This window comes from Pseudomonas sp. H1_F01 (assembly GCF_054681425.1).
On sequence record NZ_CP162823.1, the window covers coordinates 3,219,089 to 3,240,733 of the forward strand.

A 21,645-nucleotide genomic window follows, 5' to 3' on the forward strand; every position below is an offset into this window, starting at 1 on the left:
TTGTGACTATTGACACAAATGGTCACATGAATAAATATGGCGTATCTGCTCTTAGCCTGGGGCGTCGGTATGACGAGCTTTGCCAAACTGCTGCAGCAATTCGATCCAGACGCCCCCTTTGTTTCTCCGCCCAACTGGCAGCAAGGTCGTACCATCTTTGGCGGGCTTTCAGCGGCGCTGTCGCTGCAGGCGGTCTTGCGGGAACGTCCGGCGGACTTCCCTCCGTTCAAGTCCGCCCAGGTGTCATTCATCGCCCCGGTGACACAGGCCCAGACGTTCGATGTAAGCGTGTTGCGCCAAGGACGATCAGTCACCTCGGTATCCGTCGACTGTCTGTCGGGTGATGACCTTGCGTTGCGCACAATCCTGCTGTTCGCCCAGCCCCGGGCGAGCAGGATTACGCATGATTCCTGGGGTCGGCCGTTTGTGGAGGGACCGTCCCACTACGCCACCCTGGCGCTGGACAGCAAGATTGCTCCGGCTTGCGCCTATAACTTCGAGATGCGTCCTGCGGGCGGTTCGTTGCCGGTGTCCGGTGCCGAAAGTCCTGAATTATTGATGTGGGTACGCCACCTGGATGCCCAGGGCGTGGATCCGGCCGTTGCCCTGATTGCACTGGCTGACAGTTTGCCGCCGGCCGCCATGACCTGTTTCACCGAACCCGCGGCTATCAGCTCTGCGTCCTGGATGATTGACCTGCCGCAGCCAGCCGCTGCCGGCGAATGGTTTCTTGTGAGCTCTTTCAGCCAGCAGGCGCTGGAAGGGTACTCGCTACAGGACATGGAAATATGGGACGAAAGCGGCCGTCGTGTGCTTTGGGCGCGCCAGACAGTGGCGATTTTTACCTAATACAAACAACCCAGGCTGCACCCCCCAGAGTTCCAATCCAAGAGTCCCAATAATGAAAAAAATAATATTCAAGGCCCCCGTGGGCCTCGTCGTTGCGCTCGCCACTTCTCATGTGCTTGCAAGCGGTTTTGCCCTGAATGAACAGAGCATCAGCGGGATGGGATCGGGGTTTGCCGGTCGCTCATCCTCGGCCGAGGATGCGAGCACCGTCTTCGGTAACCCCGCGGGCATGTCTCGCCTCAAGTCAGAGCAGGTCAGCCTGGGGGCGGCGACGCTCTTCGCGAAGAACGACATCAGCCAGACCCGCAGTACTTTTGGCGGCCAGGAAGACGGCGACGTCGTGCCCACGACCACTGTGCCCATGGGTTACTACGTCAAGCCCATCGATGAACATTGGGCGTTCGGCGTGGGTTTCTATGTGCCGTTCGGCCTGATTACCGATTACGGCAGCGACTTTGCCGGGCGCTATTACGGCAACAAAAGCGAGGTCACGACGCTCACGTTCCAGCCCACCATCAGCTATGCCTTCAATGACAGGGTTTCGATCGGTTTCGGCCCGACGGTCAACCGTATCAGTGGCGAGATAACCGGCACAGTACCCAACCCACTGAGCCCGGGTCGCAATGATGGAAAACTCAAAAGCAACGGCGACGATACGGCCCTTGGTTTCAATGCCGGTGTCTTGGTGCAGGCGACAGATCGAACCCGTGTGGGATTGACCTACCATTCCAAGGTCAGCTACCACCTGGATGCCAAGACCAAGGTCAGCAACGGCATCTTCAGTGTGATAGGGCTTAGCGGGCGCAGCTATGATGCTTCACTGGATGTGGATACCCCGGAGTCCGTGGACATCTCGCTGACGCACCAGCTCGACAATGACTGGACCTTGTACGCGGGCAGCACCTGGACACGCTGGAGTCGCTTCAAGGAACTGACCATCGAGAATACGGGCTTGCCACCTTTATTGAGCGGCGCGCTGGGTACCATCACAGAAGAGCAGAATTGGCACGATACGTGGGCTCACGCCATTGGCACGTCGTATCAGTTGAACAACCAGTGGGTGCTGCGCGCAGGCTTCTCGGTCGACCAGTCGCCCGCCAACAACACCAACCGTGGGCCACGTATTCCTACCGGCGACCGAAAAATCATCAGCTTCGGCGCCGGCTGGACGCCAGTGGATAACGTCACGATCGATGTCGCTTATTCCTATCTGTGGGAGGAGAGCGTACGGGTCAACGAAACCTCGCCGACCAGAGGTGCCTACAGCTCCAGGTACAGGAACAGCGCGAGCGGCCTGGGTACTTCCGTCAGCTATCGCTTCTGATCGATCACCGCTCTAAAGGTCGGGGGCGCGCGTGCATTGTCCCCCGACCTTCAGAATGCCGTTTCCCAGGGTAAAAGCAGCCTTGCTCAGACGCCCATGATGCGTGCCATGAGGCCTTGATGAAACCAGCGTGGCGTGGCCCAGGTCAGGACGGTGATTGCCTTGTTGCCAAACCCCGGAACGACACTCATGCGTCCGGCTTGCAGCGCCAGGATTCCTGCGCGCACAACAGGCTGGGGTTGCATCATCACCATTTTCAAAGCCGGTGTGAGCTTTTGTCTGGCGCTCTCTGCAAACCCGGTGTCCGACATGCCGGGGCAAAGGGCTGTCACGGCGATGCCTTCGTTTTTGAGTTCGCGGTGCAGGGCTTCGGAGAAACGAAGCACGTAGGCTTTTGCGGCAGAGTAAACGGCGAAGTTCTTTACGCCCTGGAAGGACAGCAGGCTTGCGACCATAAGGATGTGTCCACGTTGGCGAATTCGCATGTCAGTTGCGAAGAGGTGGGTCAGGGCCGTCACACTGGCAATATCCACGGCGATCATCGCCAGCGATTGGTCCAGGGACTGAGTCAGGAAAGGCCCCTGCAAGCCATGGCCGGCATTGTTGATGAGCACATCGATCAGGATATTGCGCTCGCTCAGTCGCGCGTGCAGATCGATGATCGCGGGGATCGAGGACAGGTCGACTTGTTCGACGAGCACATCGATGTGGAACCGCTCGCGCAACTGCGCCGACAGCGCCTCGAGTCTATCCAACCTGCGTGCTACCAGGACGAGCGATTTTCCCTGCGCTGCATATTGCCGGGCAAACTCTTCGCCAAATCCGCTTGAGGCGCCAGTGATGAGCACCCAGGAGCGTTCGTTAGGTTTCATATCGTTGTTCTCTGGTTGTGAGCTGAAGGAGAGAGGGGGCGCAAGTGTCGGGTTATCTGGTCAGCTCAGCGAATTGCCACCGGCTCGGCCTCAGGAGGTTGCCAGCCGCCACCTAGCGCCCTGAATGCTGCAACCGCCGCCCGTGCCGACTCCATGCGCGCTTGCGCCCGCGCATCGGAGACTTGCAGCAGCGTCGCGTCGGCATTCAGAACATCGATCAGGCTGGCTGTGCCTTTCTGATAGGCAATGAATGACGATTGGCGGGCCTGCGTCAGCGAGGTTTCGCCCTGGGTGAGGGTGCTCGCCTGGGATTCTCGATTCACCAGCGCGGAGAAGGCATTCTCGACGTCCTCGGTGGCGCGCAATACGGACTGACGGTAGGCCGCCAGCGCTTCGGCTTCCTGCCCCTTGGCCTGGTCGATTTGCGCATTGATGCGGCCAAAGTCGAAGAGTCTCCAGCGCAGGCCCAGTGCGCCGGCCGCCTGGCTGGAGTCGCCGGTGAACAGGTTGCCGCCGGAAACCGCTGTGGCACTGCCCAGTAACGCACTGAGGGAAAATTTCGGGTAGTACTCAGCGACGGCCTCGCCGATACGCGCATTGGAGGCGGCAAGACGGCGCTCGGCCACGATCAGGTCTGGTCGGCGGCGCAGCAGATCGGCGGGGGTTCCCATGGCTGTTATCTGTGGCGCCAGGGGGATGCTTCGTCCGTTCACCAGTTGCGTGCGATGGGTGCCGGGCGGCGTGCCAAGCATGACATCCAGCGCATTCATGGCGGCATCCAGGCCGGTCTGCAGCACGGGCACCGTCGCCTGGACCTGTGACAGGGCGCCCTCGACCTGGTGAACCTGATAGTTGGCCGCAAGGCCCTTGCTGTAGAGCAGTTGGACTTTCTCCAACAGATCCTGCTGTGTCTTGACTTGTTGATTGGCGATGTCCAGCCGTGCCTGCAGCCCGCGGGCGGTGATGTAGAGATCAGCGGTCTGCGCGGCAACGACCAGTCGTGTGGCCGCGACGCCAGCCTCGGACGCCTGGTATTGGGCCAATGCGGCCTCGCGTCCACGGCGCAGGCCGCCGAAGAGGTCGATTTCCCAGCTGGCACCCACGTTAAGTTCGTAGGCGTTGCCGTACCGATCGTATCCAGGCGTCGAGTTCAGCACTTGGCCAAGGGGTGTTTCCACGGATTGGTATGAGCGCGCGGCCTGGCCGTTGATGTTTCCAGAGGGCAATAACGCGGCATTTGCAGCACCCAGGCCCGCCCGTGCCTGGGTGACGCGGGCCGAAGCCTGGGCCAGGTCCAGGTTCTGCTCAAGCGCCTGGGCAATCAGGTCGCTGAGCACTGGATCAGCAAAGCCTTCCCACCACGCGACGAGGCTGGCCGATGTCGCTGCGGACCTCTGCTCGACAGACGCCTGGCCCAGGTAGCGATGCCCTGGCGCAGCGTCCGGACGCTGGTAGTCCGGACCGACCGTGCAGCCTGTCATCAAGCTGAAGCTCACCAGCAAAGCGGCGGGGTGGAGGGGCGACATTGAGACTCCTGGAGTCATGGATGATTTGTGACCATATTATATTATGGTCACATCCTGTCAATGAACACTCATAGGGCGCAATAGTAAGTATGTCCTTTAATCGTTAAGCGCTGCTGCAACTAGCACAGCGGGATGATCTGTGACGATTGACAGAAATAGTCACTGGATTGAGAATGAGGCTCTTGTCCTATCTGCCCAAAAGGGAACCTATGCTCCGGCTTCGACCTGTCACCTTTGCCGCTTGCTTGTTGCCTCTCGTCCTGACGGCGTGTGGCGACTCATCCACCGCTAAAGATCCACGCACGCTTGCGCCCCTGGTGCGGGTTTCTGAAGTCCAGGGTTCGTCTGATCTCTCGCGATCTTTTACCGGCGTCGTGGCGGCTCGGGTCCAGAGTGACCTGGGCTTTCGGGTCGCGGGCAAGGTGCTTGAGCGCCTGGTCGATAGCGGACAGGTCGTCAAACGGGGGCAGCCGTTGATGCGCCTCGACCCCATCGACCTTGGGCTGCAGGCGCGAGCCCAACAAGAGGCAGTCGCTGCCGCTCGGGCCCGGGCCAAGCAGACCGCCGATGACGAGGCACGCTATCGCGACCTGGTCGCCGCAGGCGCTATTTCCGCATCGGGCTATGACCAGATAAAAGCTGCTGCCGATACTGCCAAGGCACAACTCAGCGCTGCGCAAGCGCAGGCTGACGTCGCCCGGAACGCATCGGGTTATGCCGTGCTGCTCGCCGATGCCGACGGTGTTGTGATGGACACGCTGGCCGAGCCCGGGCAAGTCGTCAGCCCCGGGCAAACCGTGGTTCGACTGGCGCGGGCAGGGCAGCGCGAAGCCGTTGTGCAATTGCCCGAGACCTTGCGGCCTGCCGCAGGCGCCACCGCACAGGCGACGCTTTATGGCGTCACCACGGGGGCGGTCACCGCGAAGCTGAGGCTGCTTTCGGATTCGGCTGACCGCGTGACGCGGACCTTCGAGGCGCGGTACGTGCTGGAGGGCGCGCTGGCCAATGCGCCGCTGGGGTCGACCGTCACCCTTCGCATCGCCGAAGACCGCGCGCAACGGCAGGCGCTGCAAGTGCCGATCGCTGCCGTTTTTGACCCGGGCAACGGCACCGGCGTGTGGGTCATAGACGGGGAGCCTGCGAAAGTCACCTGGCGACCTGTGCAGATCCTGAGTTTGAGCGATGACGCTGCACGAGTCGCCGGCAAGCTCAATGTGGGCGAGCGTATTGTCGGGCTCGGCACCCATCTGCTGCGTGAAGGTGAGGAAGTGCGGCTGGCTCAACCGGGTGATGTGAAGGTTGCCGGGGGCCGTCCATGAGCCTCAACCTGTCGGCACTCGCCGTTCGCGAGCGCTCCATTACCGTGTTCCTGATCTTCCTGATTGCCGTCGCAGGCACCTTGGCATTCTTTCAGTTGGGACGTGCCGAGGACCCACCGTTTACGGTCAAGCAGTTGACCGTCATCACGGCATGGCCAGGCGCGACCGCCCAGGAGATGCAGGACCAGGTCGCCGAGCCGCTTGAAAAGCGCCTGCAAGAACTGAAGTGGTACGACCGCACGGACACCTACACCCGTCCCGGCCTGGCCTTCACCATGGTGTCGCTGGTCGATCGCACGCCACCTTCGCAAGTGCAGGAGGAGTTCTATCAGGCGCGTAAAAAGCTCCAGGACGAAGCACTCAAGTTACCGGCGGGCGTGATCGGGCCGATGGTCAATGATGAGTTTTCCGATGTGACGTTCGCGCTGTTCGCCCTGAAAGCCAAAGGCGAGCCACAGCGGTTGCTGGTGCGCGATGCTGAAGCGTTGCGCCAACGCCTGTTGCACGTGGCAGGTGTGAAAAAGGTCAACATCATCGGCGAACAGGCCGAACGCATCTTTGTTTCCTTCTCCCATGACCGGCTGGCCACCTTGGGCGTTTCGCCCCAGGATATTTTCGCCGCGCTGAACAGCCAGAACCTACTCACGCCCGCCGGCTCCATCGAAACCAACGGGCCGCAGGTCTTCCTCCGGGTAGACGGCGCCTTCGATAAGCTGGCAAAAATCCGTGACACGCCCCTGGCGATTCAAGGTCGCACGCTCAAGCTCTCGGACGTCGCGACCGTCGAGCGTGGTTATGAAGATCCGGCCACCTTCCTGGTGCGCAATAACGGCGAAGAGGCCTTGTTGCTAGGGGTCATAATGCGCGAGGGCTGGAACGGCCTGGACCTGGGCAAGGCCCTGGACGCGGAGACGGCCAGGATTAATGAAGGCATGCCACTGGGCATGACGTTGACCAAGGTCACCGATCAAGCCGTGAACATTGACTCGGCCGTCGGCGAGTTCATGGTCAAGTTTTTTGTCGCGCTGCTGGTTGTAATGCTCGTTTGCTTTCTCAGCATGGGCTGGCGTGTAGGCGTTGTGGTCGCAGCCGCCGTACCGTTGACACTGGCGATAGTGTTTGTAGTGATGGCGGCCACCGGAAAGAACTTCGACCGGATCACCCTGGGCTCGTTGATCCTGGCGCTTGGGCTGTTGGTGGACGACGCCATCATTGCTATCGAGATGATGGTGGTGAAGATGGAGGAGGGCTACGACCGGATCAAGGCCTCCGCGTATGCCTGGAGCCATACGGCCGCGCCGATGCTGTCCGGCACGCTGGTGACGGCCATCGGATTCATGCCTAACGGTTTCGCCCAGTCGACCGCCGGTGAGTACACCAGCAACATGTTCTGGATCGTCGGCATTGCCCTGATCGCTTCCTGGGTGGTGGCGGTGGCCTTCACCCCATACCTGGGGGTGAAGTTGTTGCCGGACATCAAGCAGGTCGAAGGCGGCCACGCAGCCATCTACAACACCCGCCACTACAATCGTTTCCGCCAGGTCCTGACCCGCGTCATCGCACGCAAATGGTGGGTAGCCGGCACCGTGATCGCAACATTCGTCGTGGCGATTCTCGGCATGGGGCTGGTCAAGAAACAGTTCTTCCCGACCTCCGATCGTCCCGAGGTGATGGTCGAGGTGCAGATGCCCTATGGAACCTCCATCGAGCAGACCAGTGCCGCCACCGCCAAGGTCGAGGCCTGGTTGCAAAAACAGGATGAGGCAAAAATCGTCACGGCCTACATCGGCCAAGGCGCGCCACGTTTCTACCTGGCGATGGCGCCGGAACTGCCCGATCCTTCGTTCGCCAAGATCGTGGTGTTGACCGAGAACCAGGAAGCGCGCGAGACCCTCAAGTTCCGTCTCCGTGAGGCGGCTGCCGAGGGGCTCGCCCCAGAGGCGCGGATCCGGGTGACGCAATTAGTGTTCGGTCCGTATTCGCCATTTCCGGTTGCCTACCGGGTGATGGGGCCTGATCCGTCGAAATTGCGCGAGATCGCGGGCCAGGTCCAGGATGTCATGCAGGCGAGCCCGCTGATGCGAACCGTCAATACCGACTGGGGGCCGCTGGCGCCGACGTTGCATTTCACCCTGGATCAGGATCGTTTGCAGGCGGTCGGCCTGACGTCAAATGCCGTCGCGCAGCAATTGCAGTTCCTGCTCACGGGGGTGCCGATCACGGCGGTTCGCGAGGACATTCGTTCGGTGCAGGTGGTCGGTCGTGCTGCCGGTGACATTCGCCTCGATCCGGCCAGGATCGAAGGGTTCACCCTGGTGGGCGCGGCGGGCCAGCGCATTCCGCTGTCCCAGGTGGGCGAAGTCGATGTGCGCATGGAGGATCCGATCCTTCGTCGTCGTGATCGCACCCCGACCATTACGGTACGTGGCGACATTGCCGAAGGCTTGCAGCCACCGGACGTCTCGAGCGCGATCATAAAGGCACTGCAGCCGGTCATCGAGACGCTGCCGAGCGGCTACCGGATCGAGCAGGCGGGCGCCATCGAGGAGTCGGGCAAGGCCGGCAAGGCGATCGTGCCGCTGGTGCCGATCATGGTGGCCCTGACGCTGCTGATCATCATCGCGCAGGTGCGTTCGATCTCGGCAATGATCATGGTGTTCCTCACCGCACCGCTGGGCCTGATTGGCGTGGTGCCGACCCTGCTGATTTTCCAGCAGCCGTTCGGGATCAACGCCTTGGTCGGCCTGATCGCACTCTCGGGCATCCTGATGCGCAACACATTGATCCTGATCGGGCAGATCCATCACAACAAACAGGAAGGGCTGGACCCGTTCCACGCGGTCATCGAAGCCACGGTACAACGGGCCCGCCCGGTCCTGCTGACGGCGCTGGCAGCGATCCTGGCCTTCATTCCGCTGACGCATTCGGTGTTCTGGGGGACGCTGGCCTACACACTGATCGGCGGTACGTTCGTTGGCACCATCATGACGCTGGTGTTCCTGCCGGCGATGTATTCCATCTGGTTCAGGATTCGTCCTGACCCTTCAGCGCACGCTCAGACAGCTGTGCAGGTTTAAGCAGTGCACTTGTGCTTTTTAGTGAACATCGACTGAGATATGAAGAGGTTTCAATGATGACTTCCCAAGGTCAAAAACGCATCGTCGTCACTGGCGTGGGCATTGTCGGCCCGTTGGGCTGTGGCGTTGAAGAAGTCTGGCAGCGCCTGCTGGCCGGGCGCTCCGGCATTCGCATCCTGTCTGGCGATATTACCGAGGGAACTGGCGTGGCCGTGGGCGGCCAGGTACCTTCGTTGGAGGAGGACGCCATCGCCGGTTACGACCCGGAACGCATCATCCCGGCCAAGGATCGCAAGAAGATGGATCGCTTCATCGAGTTCGCGCTGGTGGCGGCCGAGGAAGCGTTGCAACAGGCTGGCTGGCAACCGACCGATGCCCACGACCAGGAGCGGACGGCGACCCTCATCGCCTCGGGCGTGGGTGGCTTTGGCGCGATTGCCGGTGCCGTACGCACCACCGATGAGCGTGGCCCGCGCCGATTGTCGCCGTTCACGGCACCGGCTTTTCTCGCCAACATGGCGGCCGGGCACGTATCCATCCGGCACGGTTTCAAAGGACCTCTGGGCGCGCCGGTAACCGCTTGTGCGGCCGGGGTTCAGGCCATTGGCGACGCGGCCAGGCTCATCCGAAGCGGCGAAGCGGATATCGCCATATGCGGCGGTACGGAAGCGGCGATAGATCGCGTGACCCTGGGTTGCTTTGCCGCCGCCCGCGCACTGTCCACCGGTTTTGCCGAGCGCCCGCAAGAGGCCTCGCGGCCCTTTGATCGTGATCGCGACGGCTTTGTCATGGCCGAGGGCGCTGGATTGCTGGTGATCGAGTCGCTGGAGCACGCTCTCGCACGTGGCGCCAAGCCCCTGGCGGAACTGGTGGGTTATGGCACCAGCGCCGATGCCTATCACCTGACGGCGGGGCCGGAAGACGGCAACGGCGCTCGGCGTGCGATGGAACAGGCGCTGCGCCAGGCTTCTGTCAGCCCCTCGGATGTGCAACATATCAATGCTCACGCGACGTCCACCCAGGTCGGCGATAGCGGGGAACTGGCCGCCGTTCGCTCGGTGTTCGGCACGGACTCCGGTGTGGCGATTACCTCTACCAAATCGGCCACAGGGCATCTTCTGGGGGCGGCTGGTGGTATTGAGGCTATTTTTACGGTGTTGGCGCTTCGGGACCAGATTGTCCCGCCTACCCTGAACCTGGTTCATCCTGACGAGGCTGCTGCGGGGCTTGATCTGGTTGGTCTGAAGGCCAGGAAGATGCCGATTACCCATGCGCTTTCCAATGGATTTGGGTTCGGTGGGGTCAATGCCAGCGTGTTGTTTCGTCGTTGGGGGCCTGAGGTTTAGGGGGGCGTGTGTATATCCGTTGCTGCGGTAACGGCTACTTAGGGTTCCGCCTTGACGGCGGCTCACTTTTGGAAGAGCCGGGAGCCGGACCAGCCAAAAGTAAGCAAAAACGCTTTGCCCCACCACTCGGTGCCTCGCCTAGGCTCGGCATGCCCTCACTCCGGCATTGCCATCGTGGTTAACGGGGCGCCCGAGATCAACGTCCACCCCGAGGCGGCCTGACAGCCGACCTGGTTCTTGGTGAAGACCGAATTCATCCTGTGGGAGCAAAGCTTGCTCGCGAAGAGGCCAGCACATCCAGCATCTTCATCGGCTATGACACCGCCATCGCGAGCAGGCTCGCTCCCACATTGGATCTTCAGCAGACACAGAATCCCTGTACACCGCAAAACCTGTGGGCTTGCTCGCGCAGAGGGCTGCAAGCCCAACAGCCATGTGACTGACCCATAACCATTGGTGAGGCAATTTTTGCGCTTTTTTCGAAAGTTTAAATGGCCGCAGAAACAGAACCGATTATTCAAAAGTGACGAAAGTGGTGAACCAGGCCATGGCGACCGCCGACGGCCCCGACGTGGTGGCTGAAGTGGTACTCCAGGTCGCGCATGCCGAGCGTCCGAAGTTGCGCTATACCGCAGGCAAAGCGGCCGGCCAGTTGCAGTTCATGCGCAGCTTTGCTCCGGCGCGCTTGCTGGACACGGGCATCCGCAGGGCGCTGCAACTCGAAACCAAACGGCCTTCTCAGGCACACTGACTCGGCCTGGCCATACCCGTTGCCGTGTCTGTTGCATCTGCAGGGCAGCGATGACGATCCGTTTGAACGAACAGGACAAGAACAATGACATTCAAGGCGCTGCTCACGACCAAAACCGGCGAAGCGGTTTCGACCCATCTGGTCGACTTCAAGGAAGAGGACCTGATGCCCGGTGACGTTACCGTCGCGATCGAGTTCTCGACCGTGAACTACAAGGACGCCATGGCTCTCAGTGGCCGTTCACCTGTCATTCGCCAGTTTCCGCTGATTCCGGGCATCGACTTCGCCGGTATCGTCGAGACGTCCAGTCATCCGGGGTTCGAGGCCGGCGACCGTGTGCTGGTCAACGGCTGGGGGCTGAGCCAGACCCACCACGGCGGCTTTGCGCAGAAGGCGCGGGTGAGCGGTGACTGGCTGGTAAAAATCCCGGAAGTATTCTCGACCCAGGCGGCCATGGCCATCGGCACCGCGGGCTACACGGCGATGCTCAGCGTCCTGGCATTGGAGCATGGCGGGCTGACCCCGGATCGAGGCGATATCCTGGTCACCGGTGCCAGCGGCGGCGCCGGCTCGGTGGCCATCGCACTGCTGTCGGGCCTGGGCTATCGAGTGATCGCCTCGACCGGACGGCAAGAGGAAGGCGACTACCTGCGCGACCTTGGTGCGACGCAGGTCATCGACCGCAACACCTTGTCGCAGCCGGGCGCACCGATTGCCAAGGAACGCTGGGCTGGCGTTATTGATTCGGTGGGCAGCCACACCCTGGCCAATGCCTTGGCTCAAACCCAATATCGCGGCGTTGTCGCTGCCTTCGGCCTGGCCCAGGGCGCGGATCTGCCTGGCTCGGTGCTGCCTTTCATCCTGCGTAACGTAACCCTGGCCGGTATCGATTCGGTCAATGCTCCGCAAGCGGTGCGCCTGCAGGCATGGTCGCGACTCGCCCAGGACCTTGATTTGAGCAAGCTGACCCGCACCACCCAGATGGTTGGCCTGGCAGAGGTGCCGACCGTTGCCGCTCGGGTACTGGAGGGCAAGGTGCGCGGACGCACTGTCGTGGACGTGAATGCATGAGCAACGCTTCTCGCGCGTTCCGCTACCTGGCGAGCTGCCCTGGCGCTGGCATTTTTGTTCGCCGTAAGCGGTGAGGGCAGGGCAAAGGCTCACTGGTAAACATCTGCGGATGAAAACGCTATGAGCCTTGGCGTCGGGTCACTTCATGTCCCTGGCCTGCACCCACAGCACCGCGTCTTGCGACAGGGGTTTGCCCTTGTAGGTTTTCGTCGCACCGATGTCGAGCGCGGCGATGCCCCACCAGCCGGCCCGGGGCAGGCCGATGGTCACGATACCTTGGGCGTCCGCGTAGGTGTTCTGGGCTTTGAATGACGCTTGGGGGGCTGTGACATAGTCTTGCTGGCCGAAGGCGTTTTTCTCGAGATCAACGGAATGGTTGACGTATTCGATTTCGACTTCGGCGAACGGAACAGGCTTGCCATCGGCCAGCACCACGGCGCGGAACACGCCGCCGGTCCAGTTTGCATAAGGCTTGTTCAATGGCTGGATCTCCACCGGCAACCCTTGTGGTTCTGCCCAGTTACTGGGGACTCCACCGACGTTCACGATGAGCTTGGCGAACTGTTGGATATAGACATCTTCCTCGGTCTCCAGGTAGGGCTCGGGTTCGAGGACGAAGATGTGATCGCCCAGTGAGCGCACCAACTCCCGTGGAATCGAGGCACGATAGGCCGTCGTTCGGTTGTCGCGACTCTGCCACTCGACGGGGCGCAAGTATTTGCGCAGATCGACTTTTTCTCCGCCATGGGAGCTGCTGTGGCTGAAGGCGCGAGGTTCATTCATGGCCATGGTGGGGCCGCCGGAGAAGGGGTGGGTGAACACCAGGGCGAACTCGAGTTTTTCTGCGCGCTGCAGCGCCGTTTCCTCGAGGTAGAGCATCTGGAAATGGGCCTGTGCCGCGCCGGTCAAGCCAGTGAGTGTCGTAGCGGCAAGGGCCTGGAGCAGTTTTCGTTTGAACGTCATGTCGCTTTCACCTTGAAATGTCGGAAGACTGAATCGTGATTTCATGGCCGGCGCCACCGAGGAACACCACGGAGTAGTTTCCGGCGGGGGGCTGGAACATGTAGGTGTTGTCCTTGCCAACCTCGCCTTCGAGCAACACTTTGTTGCTCGGGTCCTGGACATGGATTTTTCTGCCGGTGGCCGAGCTGCCATCGGTGAAGCCCGCCTCGCACTTCACCTGGTTATCGCCCTCGATGTAGCAATCGAAGACGGGGCCATGGGCGAAGGTTGCCTGGCAGAACGCCAGAGCGCCTGCCATCGCTAGCCGCAGTGCTGAACCTATGAATTTCATAACGTCTCGCCGTCAAGATCGTTCATTGGGAGGGCGACTGACCATCGCCCCTCGTGTTGTCGTTGCCAGTCGTAGCAAAGGCCGCCAGCAGGGCCTCCAGGTTCGAACCCAGGAGTGCTTCGTATCCGTTGGCCTTGTCGGCGAGCATTCCCGGGTTGCCTGTATCGAGTATCAGCAGCCGCGCGCCCCCGTCCTTGATGGCCTTGGCGATTCTGGCGTCCGGTGCCCACTTGTGGACCACTACGCGGATGTCACGCTCGCGCAGGTATTGGGTCAGCGCGGCACAGTCAGCGTCGCTCCAGTCGATGTCCTGTTGGACGAACCAGCCGTCGACAAAGACGCCGAATTCGCCGAACAGGTAGATGAACTCATTGGCCAGCGACAGCACGCGCAGGTCCGGCACTGCCGTCAACCGGGCGCCGTAGTCTGCCTTGAGCCGGCGCAAGCGGCCTTCGAGCGCGGCGAGGTTGCGCTCTATCCGTGGCGCATCGGTGGGGGCCAGGCGTGCCAGGTCGGCAGCGATCAGCGCCGACATGCGCATGGCGTTGACGGGGCCGAGCCAGGCGTACGGGGATTGCCCCTCATCGGCCTCGCTCGCGGCGGCCCAGGGAACGTCGTTCGATGGCGCGCGGGTCGAGGCCACGCCGGGCTTGATGGTGTCCCATGAGCGCGAGGCATCGATCTCGACGATCCGCAGATTTTGCCGGCGTGCCGCCGCATACAGCGGATCCGCGCGCCAGAGACTGCTGAGGGTGACCACGGCTTCGGCCTGCTGGAATACCGCGGCGTCCAGGCGCGACAGCGCGTTGGCCTGGCTTTCCATGGGCACGGCCGCGTCTGCCGGAACACGGACGACCTCAAGGGTGGTGCCGTCGCTGAGTGCCGAGGTGAGCGCATACACGGCAGGCAGTGCGACAAGCACCTGTTGCCGGCTAGTGTCGGCAATGGCCGAAAGCGGGCTGCCCAGCAGCAATGCCAGCATCGTCAGCCAGGACCTGTAGAGCCATTGCCTGTTCATACGCTGGCCCCCCTGAACCGGGACGCGGTAGCGCGCATGACGGTGGTGGCGATAAACACCAGGGCGGCGACTATCACGATTGCGCCGCCCGTTGGCACGGGAATGTGAAACTGCATCGGCGCCAGGATGCCCACCACGCAGGAAAAGGTCGCGATCAGGATGGCGCGCGCCACCAGCCCCGGGAGTGAACGGCTGATGTTGCGTGCCGCCGCTGCCGGTATGAGCAGAAGGGCTTCGACGAGCACGGCGCCGATGATTTTCAGGCAGGCGACCGTCACCAGGGTGACCAGCACCACAAACAGGTACTCGACGCTTCGCACACGCACGCCGCGGGCATGTGCCAGGCTCGGATTGAGGCTGGCCAACAGCATGCCGTTGTACAGCGGCAGTCCGAGCAGCGCACACATCGCCGTGACGCCAAGCAGCACATTCATGTCGGTGTGGTCCACCGCCAGGATGGAGCCGAACAGCACGCTTTCCATCACGTGGGTGTTGATCTTCGCCGACACGAACAGCAACAGCGAGGCACCGACCGCCAGCGAGATGGACAGGAACACGCCGATCAGCGTGTCATTGGCCAGCGTGGTGCGGTGCTGCGTGTACTTCAGTGTCAGCGCGAACAACAAGCAAAAGCCGAACATCGAGAAGTAGGGGGACGTGTAGGATTCGCCGATCAGCACGCCAATGGCAACGCCAGTCATCGCCGCGTTGCCGACGGACTGACTGAAGAACGCCATGCGCTTGATCATCACCATCGAGCCCAGCACGCCCAGCAGCGGTCCGATGAGCACTGCGCAGAGCAATGCATTGATTACGAATTCGTACTCGAACGGCTGCGGCAGGATGCCACTCGAGGCGAGCGCCTGCAGGTGGTTGCGAATGAAGTCGTACAGGGCGCTCATTGGCCCCCCTCCAGTGAATAGGCGACTTGGTAGGGGGCGCCGTGGAACAGCACTCTGCGGTTGATAACCGTCACCGATTGGGCGATGCGCCTGACCTGTTCCAGGTCATGGTTGATCCACAGGATAGTGACGCCACGGCCGTGCAACTCGGCCACCAGCGCCTCCACCAGCCGCACGCCCGATTCGTCGATGCCGGCGGTTGGTTCGTCGAGGATCAACAGCCAGGGCGCCGGGCTGATCGCCTGGGCCAGCAGCACGCGCTGGCGCTGGCCACCGGACAGGCTGCCAAAGGGTTTGGCGCCCATTCCGGCCACGCCGGTACGCGACAGGGCCTCGGCATTGGCCGCCTTGGCGGATCGGTTGGAGCCCAGGAAGGCTGGCCGGCGTTGACCGAGAAGGGCCATGAGATCGTTGACCGTCATCGGCAGGTTGCGGTCGAAGTCCGGCAATTGCGGGACATAGCCCACGGGGGTGGTGACCTCGCCCTCGAAGCGGACCGTTCCCGAATGCGGCATCTGGCCCAGCAGTGCGCGCACCAGTGAAGTCTTGCCGCCTCCGTTCGGACCGACCAGGCAGTGCAGCGCACCGGCTTCCACCCGAAAACTGATGTCTTCAAGCACTTGCGTGCCTCCCAGTCGCAGGGAAACGTTATCGAACACTATGGCGGGACCGCGCATCGCTGGTGTCTCCTTCATCGCTGCATGAACTCAACGGCTTCGGCCAAGGTCTCGAGGTTTTCGCGCATCGCCACCTCGAATTCGTCCGCGCTGTAGGTATCGCCGGTGATGTGAGACAGCGAGAAGACCTTCACGCCGGTGGCGGCTTCGATAGGCTTGGCGAGATCGAGGGAGAAATTTTTCTCGGCGAACAACACCTTCACATTGGCCTTCTTGATGGCGTCGATGGTGTTGGCCAACTGGCGCGCGGTCGGCGCGACGCCATGACGGGGCTCGATCACCGCGCTCACGAACAGGCCGAACTCCTGCATCATGTAGTCGTAGCCGGCATGGGTGGTCGCGCAGCGGAACGAAGACAAATCCAGCGCGGCGAAGCGGGTCATGAAGCCGGCCCTTAGCGCCCGGATGCGCGCGGCATAGGCCAGGGCGTTTTGTCGATACGCCGCAGCGTTGCCCGGGTCCAGCTCCCCCAACCGGCGAGTGATCTCGAAGACTTGTTGTATCGCTGCCGTGGTGGAAACGAAGGTATGCGGATTGACCACCTTGGCGCCGTCCTGGTCGCCGCCGATGGGAATGAGGGCCACCGAGGCATTGGCCTGGATGATCGGCAGTGTCGCCCCGCGGCCGGCGGCCTTGATGATCTGGAAGGCCCATTCGTCGTGGCCGATGCCGTTGACGACCAGGGCATCGAGGGTCATCGCGCGGGTGATGTCGTCGGGCTGCGGCTGATAGTTATGCGGGTTCGCCTGTGCCGGAATGAGCGCAACGACCTCGGCTCGATCGCCGACGATATTCGCCACGAAGCTGTAGTACGGGTGCAGGGTGACGCCGATCTTGAGCTTCTTGCCCAAGGGCGCAGTCGGGCCAGCGAGTGCGATGGCGGGTATCAGCACCAGCAGCGCAAGGCAACGACGCCACAGTGCGCGGTGTCTGGTAGAAACGGTCATGGCTGGTTTCCTTTTACACGTTCGACTTCGCTGGCACCGTTGTAAGGGATGACTTGGCGCCAACCGCTGCCGACCAGCGATTCAGGCTTGACGATGCCGGGGTAGGGCGCGTTCGGGTCGCGATGGACCCAGATCGTCGCCTGGTTGGCCCACATGACGCCGGCATGGGCGTGCCCAATGACGAGCAGATAGGCGCTCTGGCCGGGCGCGTGACCGCCGGAGCCGTAGTAGACCGTGGCGCCCTGGCCCTGGGTGGCTTGTGATACGTCGCTGGGGCTCGGGGCTTGCGGGGTGTCGGCGTCGTCGTGATCATCGACGGAACCGGCATGGGGCAGGTGCGTGCCAGGCAGAATCAACTGCCAGTGCACCTCGCCATTGGTTTTCCAGAAGGCGTCTCGATAGAACGGCGGCAGCAAGATCTTCTGAGCCTGCTCCAGCGTGATCCAACCGCCGGTGTCGTTGTTGTTCCAGATGATTTCTTCACCGGCGGGCAACAGGGCGCTGTGGATGGCCTGGTCGACCGCACCCAGGCCATCGAAGGAGCGCACCTGCCAACTCAAGGGTGTCGGTGGGCCGGCGTGCTGTGGGCGCAGCAGCACATAGCCTGTCACGCAGGCGATGATTGCCAGGGCCGCAAGCAACAGGGCCAGCGATTCCCAGCGGCTGGATGCCGGGCGCACGACCTGGATCGCGCCGTTGGCGTCATCGCTAGGGCAGGTGTGCGACAGGCGAGCCATCAGACGAATCCGATCCAGCGGCCAAGGCAGATCACGCTCACCCACAGCGTCAACGAGCTGAACCCAGCGATACGGGCCTGGTTGGGCGGCGGCAGGGTCGTGTCCCATTCGTCGATCCGGCGATAGGCGCCCAGGTGGAATATCCCCATGTTCACGCCCGCCAGCAGCAACAGGCCCATCTTCCACCAGAAGACGCTGTTCTGCGCATAGGTGGTGGCATTGGAGGTGAACATGAGCAGGCCGGTAACCACGCAGGCTGCGAAGGCGACCCAGGTGAATGGCAGCAGTTCCTGGATCAGCCGTAGCGCGCTTCGCCGATGGGAGGCGACGCCAAGCAGGCGCAAGTCGACGACGGCGATGGTCCCGAACACAAGGGCGATGCCGATCACATGCACCGACTCCAGGTTTGGAAAAAACGAGCCCGACTCTCTGATGTAGGCGGCGACAGAGGTGTCCTCGAGGGCTTGCAGTATCGATTGGATGTCCATGGCGAATACCTGAGAAAAACGTTCATTGAAAACGCTGGGATCAGTAGGCAATCCAGCGACCGCAGAAGATCACGCCGCACCACAGGGCGATCGACAGCCAGGCCAGCGCCTTGACGGGAGGCTTCTGGTCCTCGCCTTGCGCTTGAGCGGCGGGACGCAGCAATGGGCGCCGGATTGACCAGGCCAGCGTGAACACGGCGACGACCAGGAACATCTTCAGCCAGAACGTCGTGTTGACCAGTACGCGGTCTGGCTCGCCGATGATCATGACCAGCCCGGTGAGGAGCAGGACGATGAGCGCGGCGCGCATCCACGGGAAATAGCGGCGCACGACGCCAGCCATGGGCTCGTCGGTGGCGAACACGCCGGCCAGGCGCAGATCAGAGATCACGGCGGCGCCGAAGATCACTGCGATGGCGACGATATGAACGCTCTGGATGCTCGGCACGACCCAGGACAGGTCCCTGATAGCGGTGCTCAACGGTGATGCATAGATCCAGGCGATGATGAGTTCTGATGACATTTGCTTTGCTTCCGCATGGGGTTAGAAGTCTTGTGGTCTTGCGATCGGACGCAGGCCCGTTGCGTCTTCCGGAAGGAGATAGCCTTGCTTGATCGAGAGGCGCTTGGCGTCCTCGAATGCCTGTTCGTAGTGACTGAAGCTGCCGTAGCGCTGGCGCAGCACGTCCTTGGAATAGGGCTCCTTGGTGTCATAGATCAGGCCGCAGCCGGTCTCCTGGTCCGTGAGGTAGGCCGCGCTGGGCACCTGGATCCACGGCGGACGCACGCCCCCTTGCAGGTTGCCGCTGGCGGGGTCGCGCACGGCGGCCTTGCCCTCGCGCACGACCCGCGGCGCCTTCGGCATGGCCTTGCCCTCGCGCACCCATTGGTCCATGCCGTCAAGGAGCGCCGAGACGATCAATTCCGCCGGCTCGTCGTACAGCGTCCGGCACCGTGGGTCGTCGCCCTTGCCGACGTCGGCGGCAAACAGTTCGGTATGTTCCGTACCGAGGTCGGCCAGCCGCAGGTGCGGCATACCAGTCACTTCGTAGTAGCGAAGCTGCGGGCTGTCGCTGTCTGGCGGCAAGTCGATGCCTTCGATCACGTCGTGCATCAGTTCGGATTGGCTGTAGACGGTCACGAACGGCACGCCGCCGGGCATCTTCCGGGGTAGTCGAATGACGTCGCCACCCACCTCGCCATAGGCCATGCGCCCGGTCATGTAGGCATCGATCAGCGGCCTTTCGTCGGGCATGCGCCATTGCTGGTGGCGGCCCTGGTCGAGGTAGTCCATCCAGACTTGTGCGGTCACGGCCCAGCTATTGACGTACACGCGCTGCACGTCGAGGCCTGCCAGCGGTCCTTGCGCCGCATTGGTCTTGAGCAGCAACGCCAGTTGCGCCGCGATCCCCTGTGACTGCGGAACGAACGGATCAGGGCCTTCACCGCGGGTAAAGCGCTCTGGATCGTAATAGGTGCCCAGCGGCGCATAGCGTGCATAGTCGAAGCGGCGCATGAACTCGAAGTTGACGATCCGTCCGTACTGGGCGATCTGCTCGGCTTCGGCGGCCGGGGTGTCCGAGATGAACTTGGGATCGACGGCCGGCTTGTTCATGTTCAGCGTGTAGCCGACGTACGCGTAGCCACGCCGGAGCAAGTAATCACGGGTCAGGATCCATCCAGCGCCGCGCTCGCCAAACCAACTGAACGGCTCGATCACCACCGTGCCGTTGAAGCGCGCCGGGTCCGCCGGTTTACGCACCAGGATGCGCGTGGTGTAAGGCGCCTCGAGGAGGGTCTTGCCCGCGGCGGTAATGGCTGGGGCGACACCTTGCAGGTAAAACTCCTCTTCGATGTAGCCGTACTTGTCGAGGTCGCTGTGTTCGGTGCCCGGACGTTTCGCCGACGACAGCGGTGCCACGCTGGAGGGCGGCACGGCGATGGCCGTGGGCATGCGGGGCACCTCGGCGAACGTGTTCGAGGTGAGAATCAGCGACAGCAGGGCGCCTTGCAGCGTCGGCCGCAGGAGGCTGAGGGTCATCGGTCGTTCCATCCGCTCATCTCCAAGGGGGGCGTCGATAGGGGCTTCACTCACGGCTGAGGGACGCCTTGCCTTCGCTGTCGATGACGATCTGGTTGTTCTCGCAGACATACTCTTGAATGGCGTAGTTGGAGCGCTTGTAGTCGAACGTGAACCGATACGGAGTGTTGAGCACCTGCGGGTCCTCGATCACCACCTGGTCTTCCAGGTGATCCGGCCCGCGTAGCCTGATGCGTTCAGTGATCTTCATCTCCTCACTGTGGGGAACGTCATAGAACGTCACGTCCGTTCGCACGCGTTGTGTCTCTACCACGAGCGTGTCGCCTTCCCAGTGGCCGCGCGAATGCCCCTGGTACTTGGGGTCGAGCTTCTCCTTGGGCGGCAATGCCTGGTTCAGGAGAATCCGGCGCACCTGCTGGAGGTACTCGCCGAGGACAATCACTTGCTTGTCGTCGTGAATGATCTGGATCGGGAAAAGCGCCGCCATCAACGTCGGCATTCCCTCAGGCAGGCACTTGGAGCTCGTCGTGGCTATAGGCGTCCCGGCTTCGTTCGCTACGGCTTGTTTCTTCTTCAGCTCGGCGTATTGGCGGGCATAGGGTTCCTTCAGGTCCATCGGCCCGCCCGGGTGCACCGGATCGTCCGGGTTTTCACCGAACCAGTCGTCCGGGGTTCTTTCCCAGGTGCCGCTGATGTCCGCACGTGCGTTGTTCTGGGTTTTGGACGATGCCGCGTTGCACACCCCGGCGACGGTCACGAGGACGACGCCGAGGAAAATCGTTGCTGCGCTCAAGGTTCGTGTCGGTTTCATTGAAACGTCTCCACGCTGCTGGCCGGTTTGGTTCGGTTTGGTTCGGTGCCCATGAAACTGGGGGAGGGGGCTTGGCCTATCCGCCGCCTGAGAGCACGACGTCACCGATCTTGATCTCCACGAGCAGTCCGCCCGGGTCACCGTTTTTCAGCGGCCTGAAGGACACCTCGGCACTCTCGCCAGCCTTGATCGAGTCGGCGCTCCAACCCGCGCGCTGCAAGGCGTTGACGCTGCCCGTCTCGATCTTGAAGCGCTGGGCCGGCGGGCCGGGCGTATCGAGGTAAATCGTGATGTGCGGATTGGTCCAGGCGAAGCGCTCGACGACGCCCTGGACCGTGACCGTCTTGGTCTGGTCGAACAGCGCGAATGAATGGTGGGCAGTGGCCAGGGATGGCAGCGCACTGCAGGTGGCGAGGATCAGCAGGCAAAGCCCCTGACGTAACGGCGGTGATGGGGTCATGACGGTACCTCGTTCTTATGCGTTCTTGTGGCCCAGCATAGGGGGGGCGCCTGTGCAGGCCGTAGCCCAAAACGGCAACCGCTCATGTCTCTGGACATGTTTTTCGGTGGGGAGAAATGGCACCAAGGAAATGCG

General features: G+C 62.2%; 21 protein-coding genes. 7 read left to right on the forward strand and 14 right to left on the reverse strand.

Annotation, left to right across the window (positions count from 1 at the left end; translation table 11 throughout):
* The first annotated feature begins 36 nt into the window (after positions 1-36).
* Positions 37-849 carry a thioesterase family protein gene (locus tag AB4O09_RS14805; RefSeq protein WP_003202287.1) on the forward strand — a complete coding sequence of 271 codons (813 nt, stop codon included), beginning with the start codon at positions 37-39 and terminating at the stop codon, positions 847-849.
* Positions 850-901: 52 nt separating this feature from the next.
* Positions 902-2,173, forward strand: a complete 1,272-nt coding sequence (locus AB4O09_RS14810; protein ID WP_003202285.1) for an OmpP1/FadL family transporter — start codon at positions 902-904, stop codon at positions 2,171-2,173.
* 86 nt (positions 2,174-2,259) lie between these two features.
* On the opposite strand, the gene AB4O09_RS14815 is transcribed toward AB4O09_RS14810, so the two are convergent.
* Together AB4O09_RS14815 and AB4O09_RS14820 are read right to left on the reverse strand one after the other, a co-directional pair.
* Entirely contained in the window at positions 2,260-3,045 is a 786-nt protein-coding gene (locus AB4O09_RS14815; protein WP_003202283.1) for an SDR family NAD(P)-dependent oxidoreductase, read from the reverse strand.
* A 65-nt stretch (positions 3,046-3,110) separates the two neighbouring features.
* Positions 3,111-4,571, reverse strand: a complete 1,461-nt coding sequence (locus tag AB4O09_RS14820) for an efflux transporter outer membrane subunit (RefSeq protein ID WP_003202281.1) — start codon at positions 4,569-4,571, stop codon at positions 3,111-3,113.
* Positions 4,572-4,780: 209 nt separating this feature from the next.
* Between AB4O09_RS14820 and AB4O09_RS14825 the strand changes: the two genes are divergently transcribed.
* The 5 genes from AB4O09_RS14825 to acuI all read left to right on the forward strand — a co-directional run bounded on the left by AB4O09_RS14825 (position 4,781) and on the right by acuI (position 12,135).
* Entirely contained in the window at positions 4,781-5,890 is a 1,110-nt protein-coding gene (locus AB4O09_RS14825) for an efflux RND transporter periplasmic adaptor subunit (protein ID WP_003202278.1), read from the forward strand.
* Complete coding sequence (locus AB4O09_RS14830; protein ID WP_431093201.1) at positions 5,887-8,967, forward strand: efflux RND transporter permease subunit; 3,081 nt, start codon at positions 5,887-5,889, stop codon at positions 8,965-8,967. Before AB4O09_RS14825 ends, AB4O09_RS14830 begins: the two co-directional genes overlap by 4 nt.
* Positions 8,968-9,020: 53 nt before the next feature.
* The gene (fabF, locus tag AB4O09_RS14835; RefSeq protein ID WP_003202274.1) at positions 9,021-10,313 is read left to right on the forward strand and encodes a beta-ketoacyl-ACP synthase II; all 1,293 of its coding nucleotides are present in this window, start codon (positions 9,021-9,023) and stop codon (positions 10,311-10,313) included.
* Between the two features lie 523 nt (positions 10,314-10,836).
* Positions 10,837-11,064 carry a Rossmann-fold NAD(P)-binding domain-containing protein gene (locus tag AB4O09_RS14840; RefSeq protein WP_371916706.1) on the forward strand — a complete coding sequence of 76 codons (228 nt, stop codon included), beginning with the start codon at positions 10,837-10,839 and terminating at the stop codon, positions 11,062-11,064.
* A gap of 84 nt (positions 11,065-11,148) precedes the next feature.
* Positions 11,149-12,135, forward strand: coding sequence for an acrylyl-CoA reductase (NADPH) (gene acuI / locus AB4O09_RS14845; protein ID WP_038858665.1), 987 nt, complete (start codon positions 11,149-11,151; stop codon positions 12,133-12,135).
* Positions 12,136-12,273: 138 nt separating this feature from the next.
* Here the strand turns inward: acuI and AB4O09_RS14850 are convergent, their stop codons facing one another.
* From AB4O09_RS14850 to AB4O09_RS14905, 12 genes are all read right to left on the reverse strand, one after another.
* A complete protein-coding gene (locus AB4O09_RS14850) occupies positions 12,274-13,098 on the reverse strand; it encodes a DUF4198 domain-containing protein (RefSeq protein WP_027911580.1) in 825 nt (274 codons plus the stop codon).
* Positions 13,099-13,105: 7 nt separating this feature from the next.
* Complete coding sequence (locus AB4O09_RS14855) at positions 13,106-13,429, reverse strand: hypothetical protein (protein WP_028236812.1); 324 nt, start codon at positions 13,427-13,429, stop codon at positions 13,106-13,108.
* 22 nt (positions 13,430-13,451) lie between these two features.
* Positions 13,452-14,447 (reverse strand): metal ABC transporter substrate-binding protein, encoded by a 996-nt coding sequence (locus tag AB4O09_RS14860; RefSeq protein ID WP_223524490.1) that lies wholly within the window; start codon positions 14,445-14,447, stop codon positions 13,452-13,454.
* Positions 14,444-15,349 (reverse strand): metal ABC transporter permease, encoded by a 906-nt coding sequence (locus tag AB4O09_RS14865; RefSeq protein WP_028236814.1) that lies wholly within the window; start codon positions 15,347-15,349, stop codon positions 14,444-14,446. Before AB4O09_RS14865 ends, AB4O09_RS14860 begins: the two co-directional genes overlap by 4 nt.
* Positions 15,346-16,026 (reverse strand): metal ABC transporter ATP-binding protein, encoded by a 681-nt coding sequence (locus AB4O09_RS14870; RefSeq protein ID WP_223524484.1) that lies wholly within the window; start codon positions 16,024-16,026, stop codon positions 15,346-15,348. Before AB4O09_RS14870 ends, AB4O09_RS14865 begins: the two co-directional genes overlap by 4 nt.
* A 14-nt stretch (positions 16,027-16,040) precedes the next feature.
* Positions 16,041-16,973, reverse strand: a complete 933-nt coding sequence (locus AB4O09_RS14875; protein WP_027911575.1) for a metal ABC transporter solute-binding protein, Zn/Mn family — start codon at positions 16,971-16,973, stop codon at positions 16,041-16,043.
* Positions 16,970-17,710, reverse strand: a complete 741-nt coding sequence (locus AB4O09_RS14880) for a DUF6162 family protein (RefSeq protein ID WP_028236816.1) — start codon at positions 17,708-17,710, stop codon at positions 16,970-16,972. The genes AB4O09_RS14875 and AB4O09_RS14880 overlap by 4 nt, the downstream gene beginning before the upstream one ends.
* Complete coding sequence (locus AB4O09_RS14885; RefSeq protein WP_027911573.1) at positions 17,710-18,198, reverse strand: DUF6644 family protein; 489 nt, start codon at positions 18,196-18,198, stop codon at positions 17,710-17,712. The genes AB4O09_RS14880 and AB4O09_RS14885 overlap by 1 nt, the downstream gene beginning before the upstream one ends.
* A 40-nt stretch (positions 18,199-18,238) precedes the next feature.
* Positions 18,239-18,721 (reverse strand): DUF6644 family protein, encoded by a 483-nt coding sequence (locus AB4O09_RS14890; protein WP_038858667.1) that lies wholly within the window; start codon positions 18,719-18,721, stop codon positions 18,239-18,241.
* A 21-nt stretch (positions 18,722-18,742) separates the two neighbouring features.
* On the reverse strand, positions 18,743-20,239 hold the full coding sequence (locus tag AB4O09_RS14895; RefSeq protein WP_223524481.1) for an alpha/beta hydrolase domain-containing protein: 1,497 nt from the start codon (positions 20,237-20,239) through the stop codon (positions 18,743-18,745).
* A 46-nt stretch (positions 20,240-20,285) separates the two neighbouring features.
* Positions 20,286-21,050, reverse strand: coding sequence for a hypothetical protein (locus AB4O09_RS14900; protein WP_027911570.1), 765 nt, complete (start codon positions 21,048-21,050; stop codon positions 20,286-20,288).
* A 76-nt stretch (positions 21,051-21,126) separates the two neighbouring features.
* A complete protein-coding gene (locus tag AB4O09_RS14905) occupies positions 21,127-21,510 on the reverse strand; it encodes a DUF6152 family protein (protein WP_027911569.1) in 384 nt (127 codons plus the stop codon).
* Between the last annotated feature and the right edge of the window lie 135 nt (positions 21,511-21,645).

Coding starts and splice junctions, on each gene's coding strand:
- AB4O09_RS14905 (WP_027911569.1), bottom strand. CDS start 21,510: ATGACCCCATCACCGCCGTTACGTCAGGGGCTTTGCCTGCTGATCCTC.
- AB4O09_RS14825 (WP_003202278.1), top strand. CDS start 4,781: ATGCTCCGGCTTCGACCTGTCACCTTTGCCGCTTGCTTGTTGCCTCTC.
- AB4O09_RS14880 (WP_028236816.1), bottom strand. CDS start 17,710: ATGGCTCGCCTGTCGCACACCTGCCCTAGCGATGACGCCAACGGCGCG.
- AB4O09_RS14865 (WP_028236814.1), bottom strand. CDS start 15,349: ATGAGCGCCCTGTACGACTTCATTCGCAACCACCTGCAGGCGCTCGCC.
- AB4O09_RS14820 (WP_003202281.1), bottom strand. CDS start 4,571: ATGTCGCCCCTCCACCCCGCCGCTTTGCTGGTGAGCTTCAGCTTGATG.
- AB4O09_RS14870 (WP_223524484.1), bottom strand. CDS start 16,026: ATGCGCGGTCCCGCCATAGTGTTCGATAACGTTTCCCTGCGACTGGGA.
- AB4O09_RS14885 (WP_027911573.1), bottom strand. CDS start 18,198: ATGGACATCCAATCGATACTGCAAGCCCTCGAGGACACCTCTGTCGCC.
- fabF (WP_003202274.1), top strand. CDS start 9,021: ATGATGACTTCCCAAGGTCAAAAACGCATCGTCGTCACTGGCGTGGGC.
- AB4O09_RS14815 (WP_003202283.1), bottom strand. CDS start 3,045: ATGAAACCTAACGAACGCTCCTGGGTGCTCATCACTGGCGCCTCAAGC.
- AB4O09_RS14895 (WP_223524481.1), bottom strand. CDS start 20,239: ATGACCCTCAGCCTCCTGCGGCCGACGCTGCAAGGCGCCCTGCTGTCG.
- AB4O09_RS14900 (WP_027911570.1), bottom strand. CDS start 21,050: ATGAAACCGACACGAACCTTGAGCGCAGCAACGATTTTCCTCGGCGTC.
- AB4O09_RS14830 (WP_431093201.1), top strand. CDS start 5,887: ATGAGCCTCAACCTGTCGGCACTCGCCGTTCGCGAGCGCTCCATTACC.
- AB4O09_RS14805 (WP_003202287.1), top strand. CDS start 37: ATGGCGTATCTGCTCTTAGCCTGGGGCGTCGGTATGACGAGCTTTGCC.
- AB4O09_RS14875 (WP_027911575.1), bottom strand. CDS start 16,973: ATGACCGTTTCTACCAGACACCGCGCACTGTGGCGTCGTTGCCTTGCG.
- AB4O09_RS14850 (WP_027911580.1), bottom strand. CDS start 13,098: ATGACGTTCAAACGAAAACTGCTCCAGGCCCTTGCCGCTACGACACTC.
- AB4O09_RS14890 (WP_038858667.1), bottom strand. CDS start 18,721: ATGTCATCAGAACTCATCATCGCCTGGATCTATGCATCACCGTTGAGC.
- AB4O09_RS14810 (WP_003202285.1), top strand. CDS start 902: ATGAAAAAAATAATATTCAAGGCCCCCGTGGGCCTCGTCGTTGCGCTC.
- AB4O09_RS14860 (WP_223524490.1), bottom strand. CDS start 14,447: ATGAACAGGCAATGGCTCTACAGGTCCTGGCTGACGATGCTGGCATTG.
- acuI (WP_038858665.1), top strand. CDS start 11,149: ATGACATTCAAGGCGCTGCTCACGACCAAAACCGGCGAAGCGGTTTCG.
- AB4O09_RS14855 (WP_028236812.1), bottom strand. CDS start 13,429: ATGAAATTCATAGGTTCAGCACTGCGGCTAGCGATGGCAGGCGCTCTG.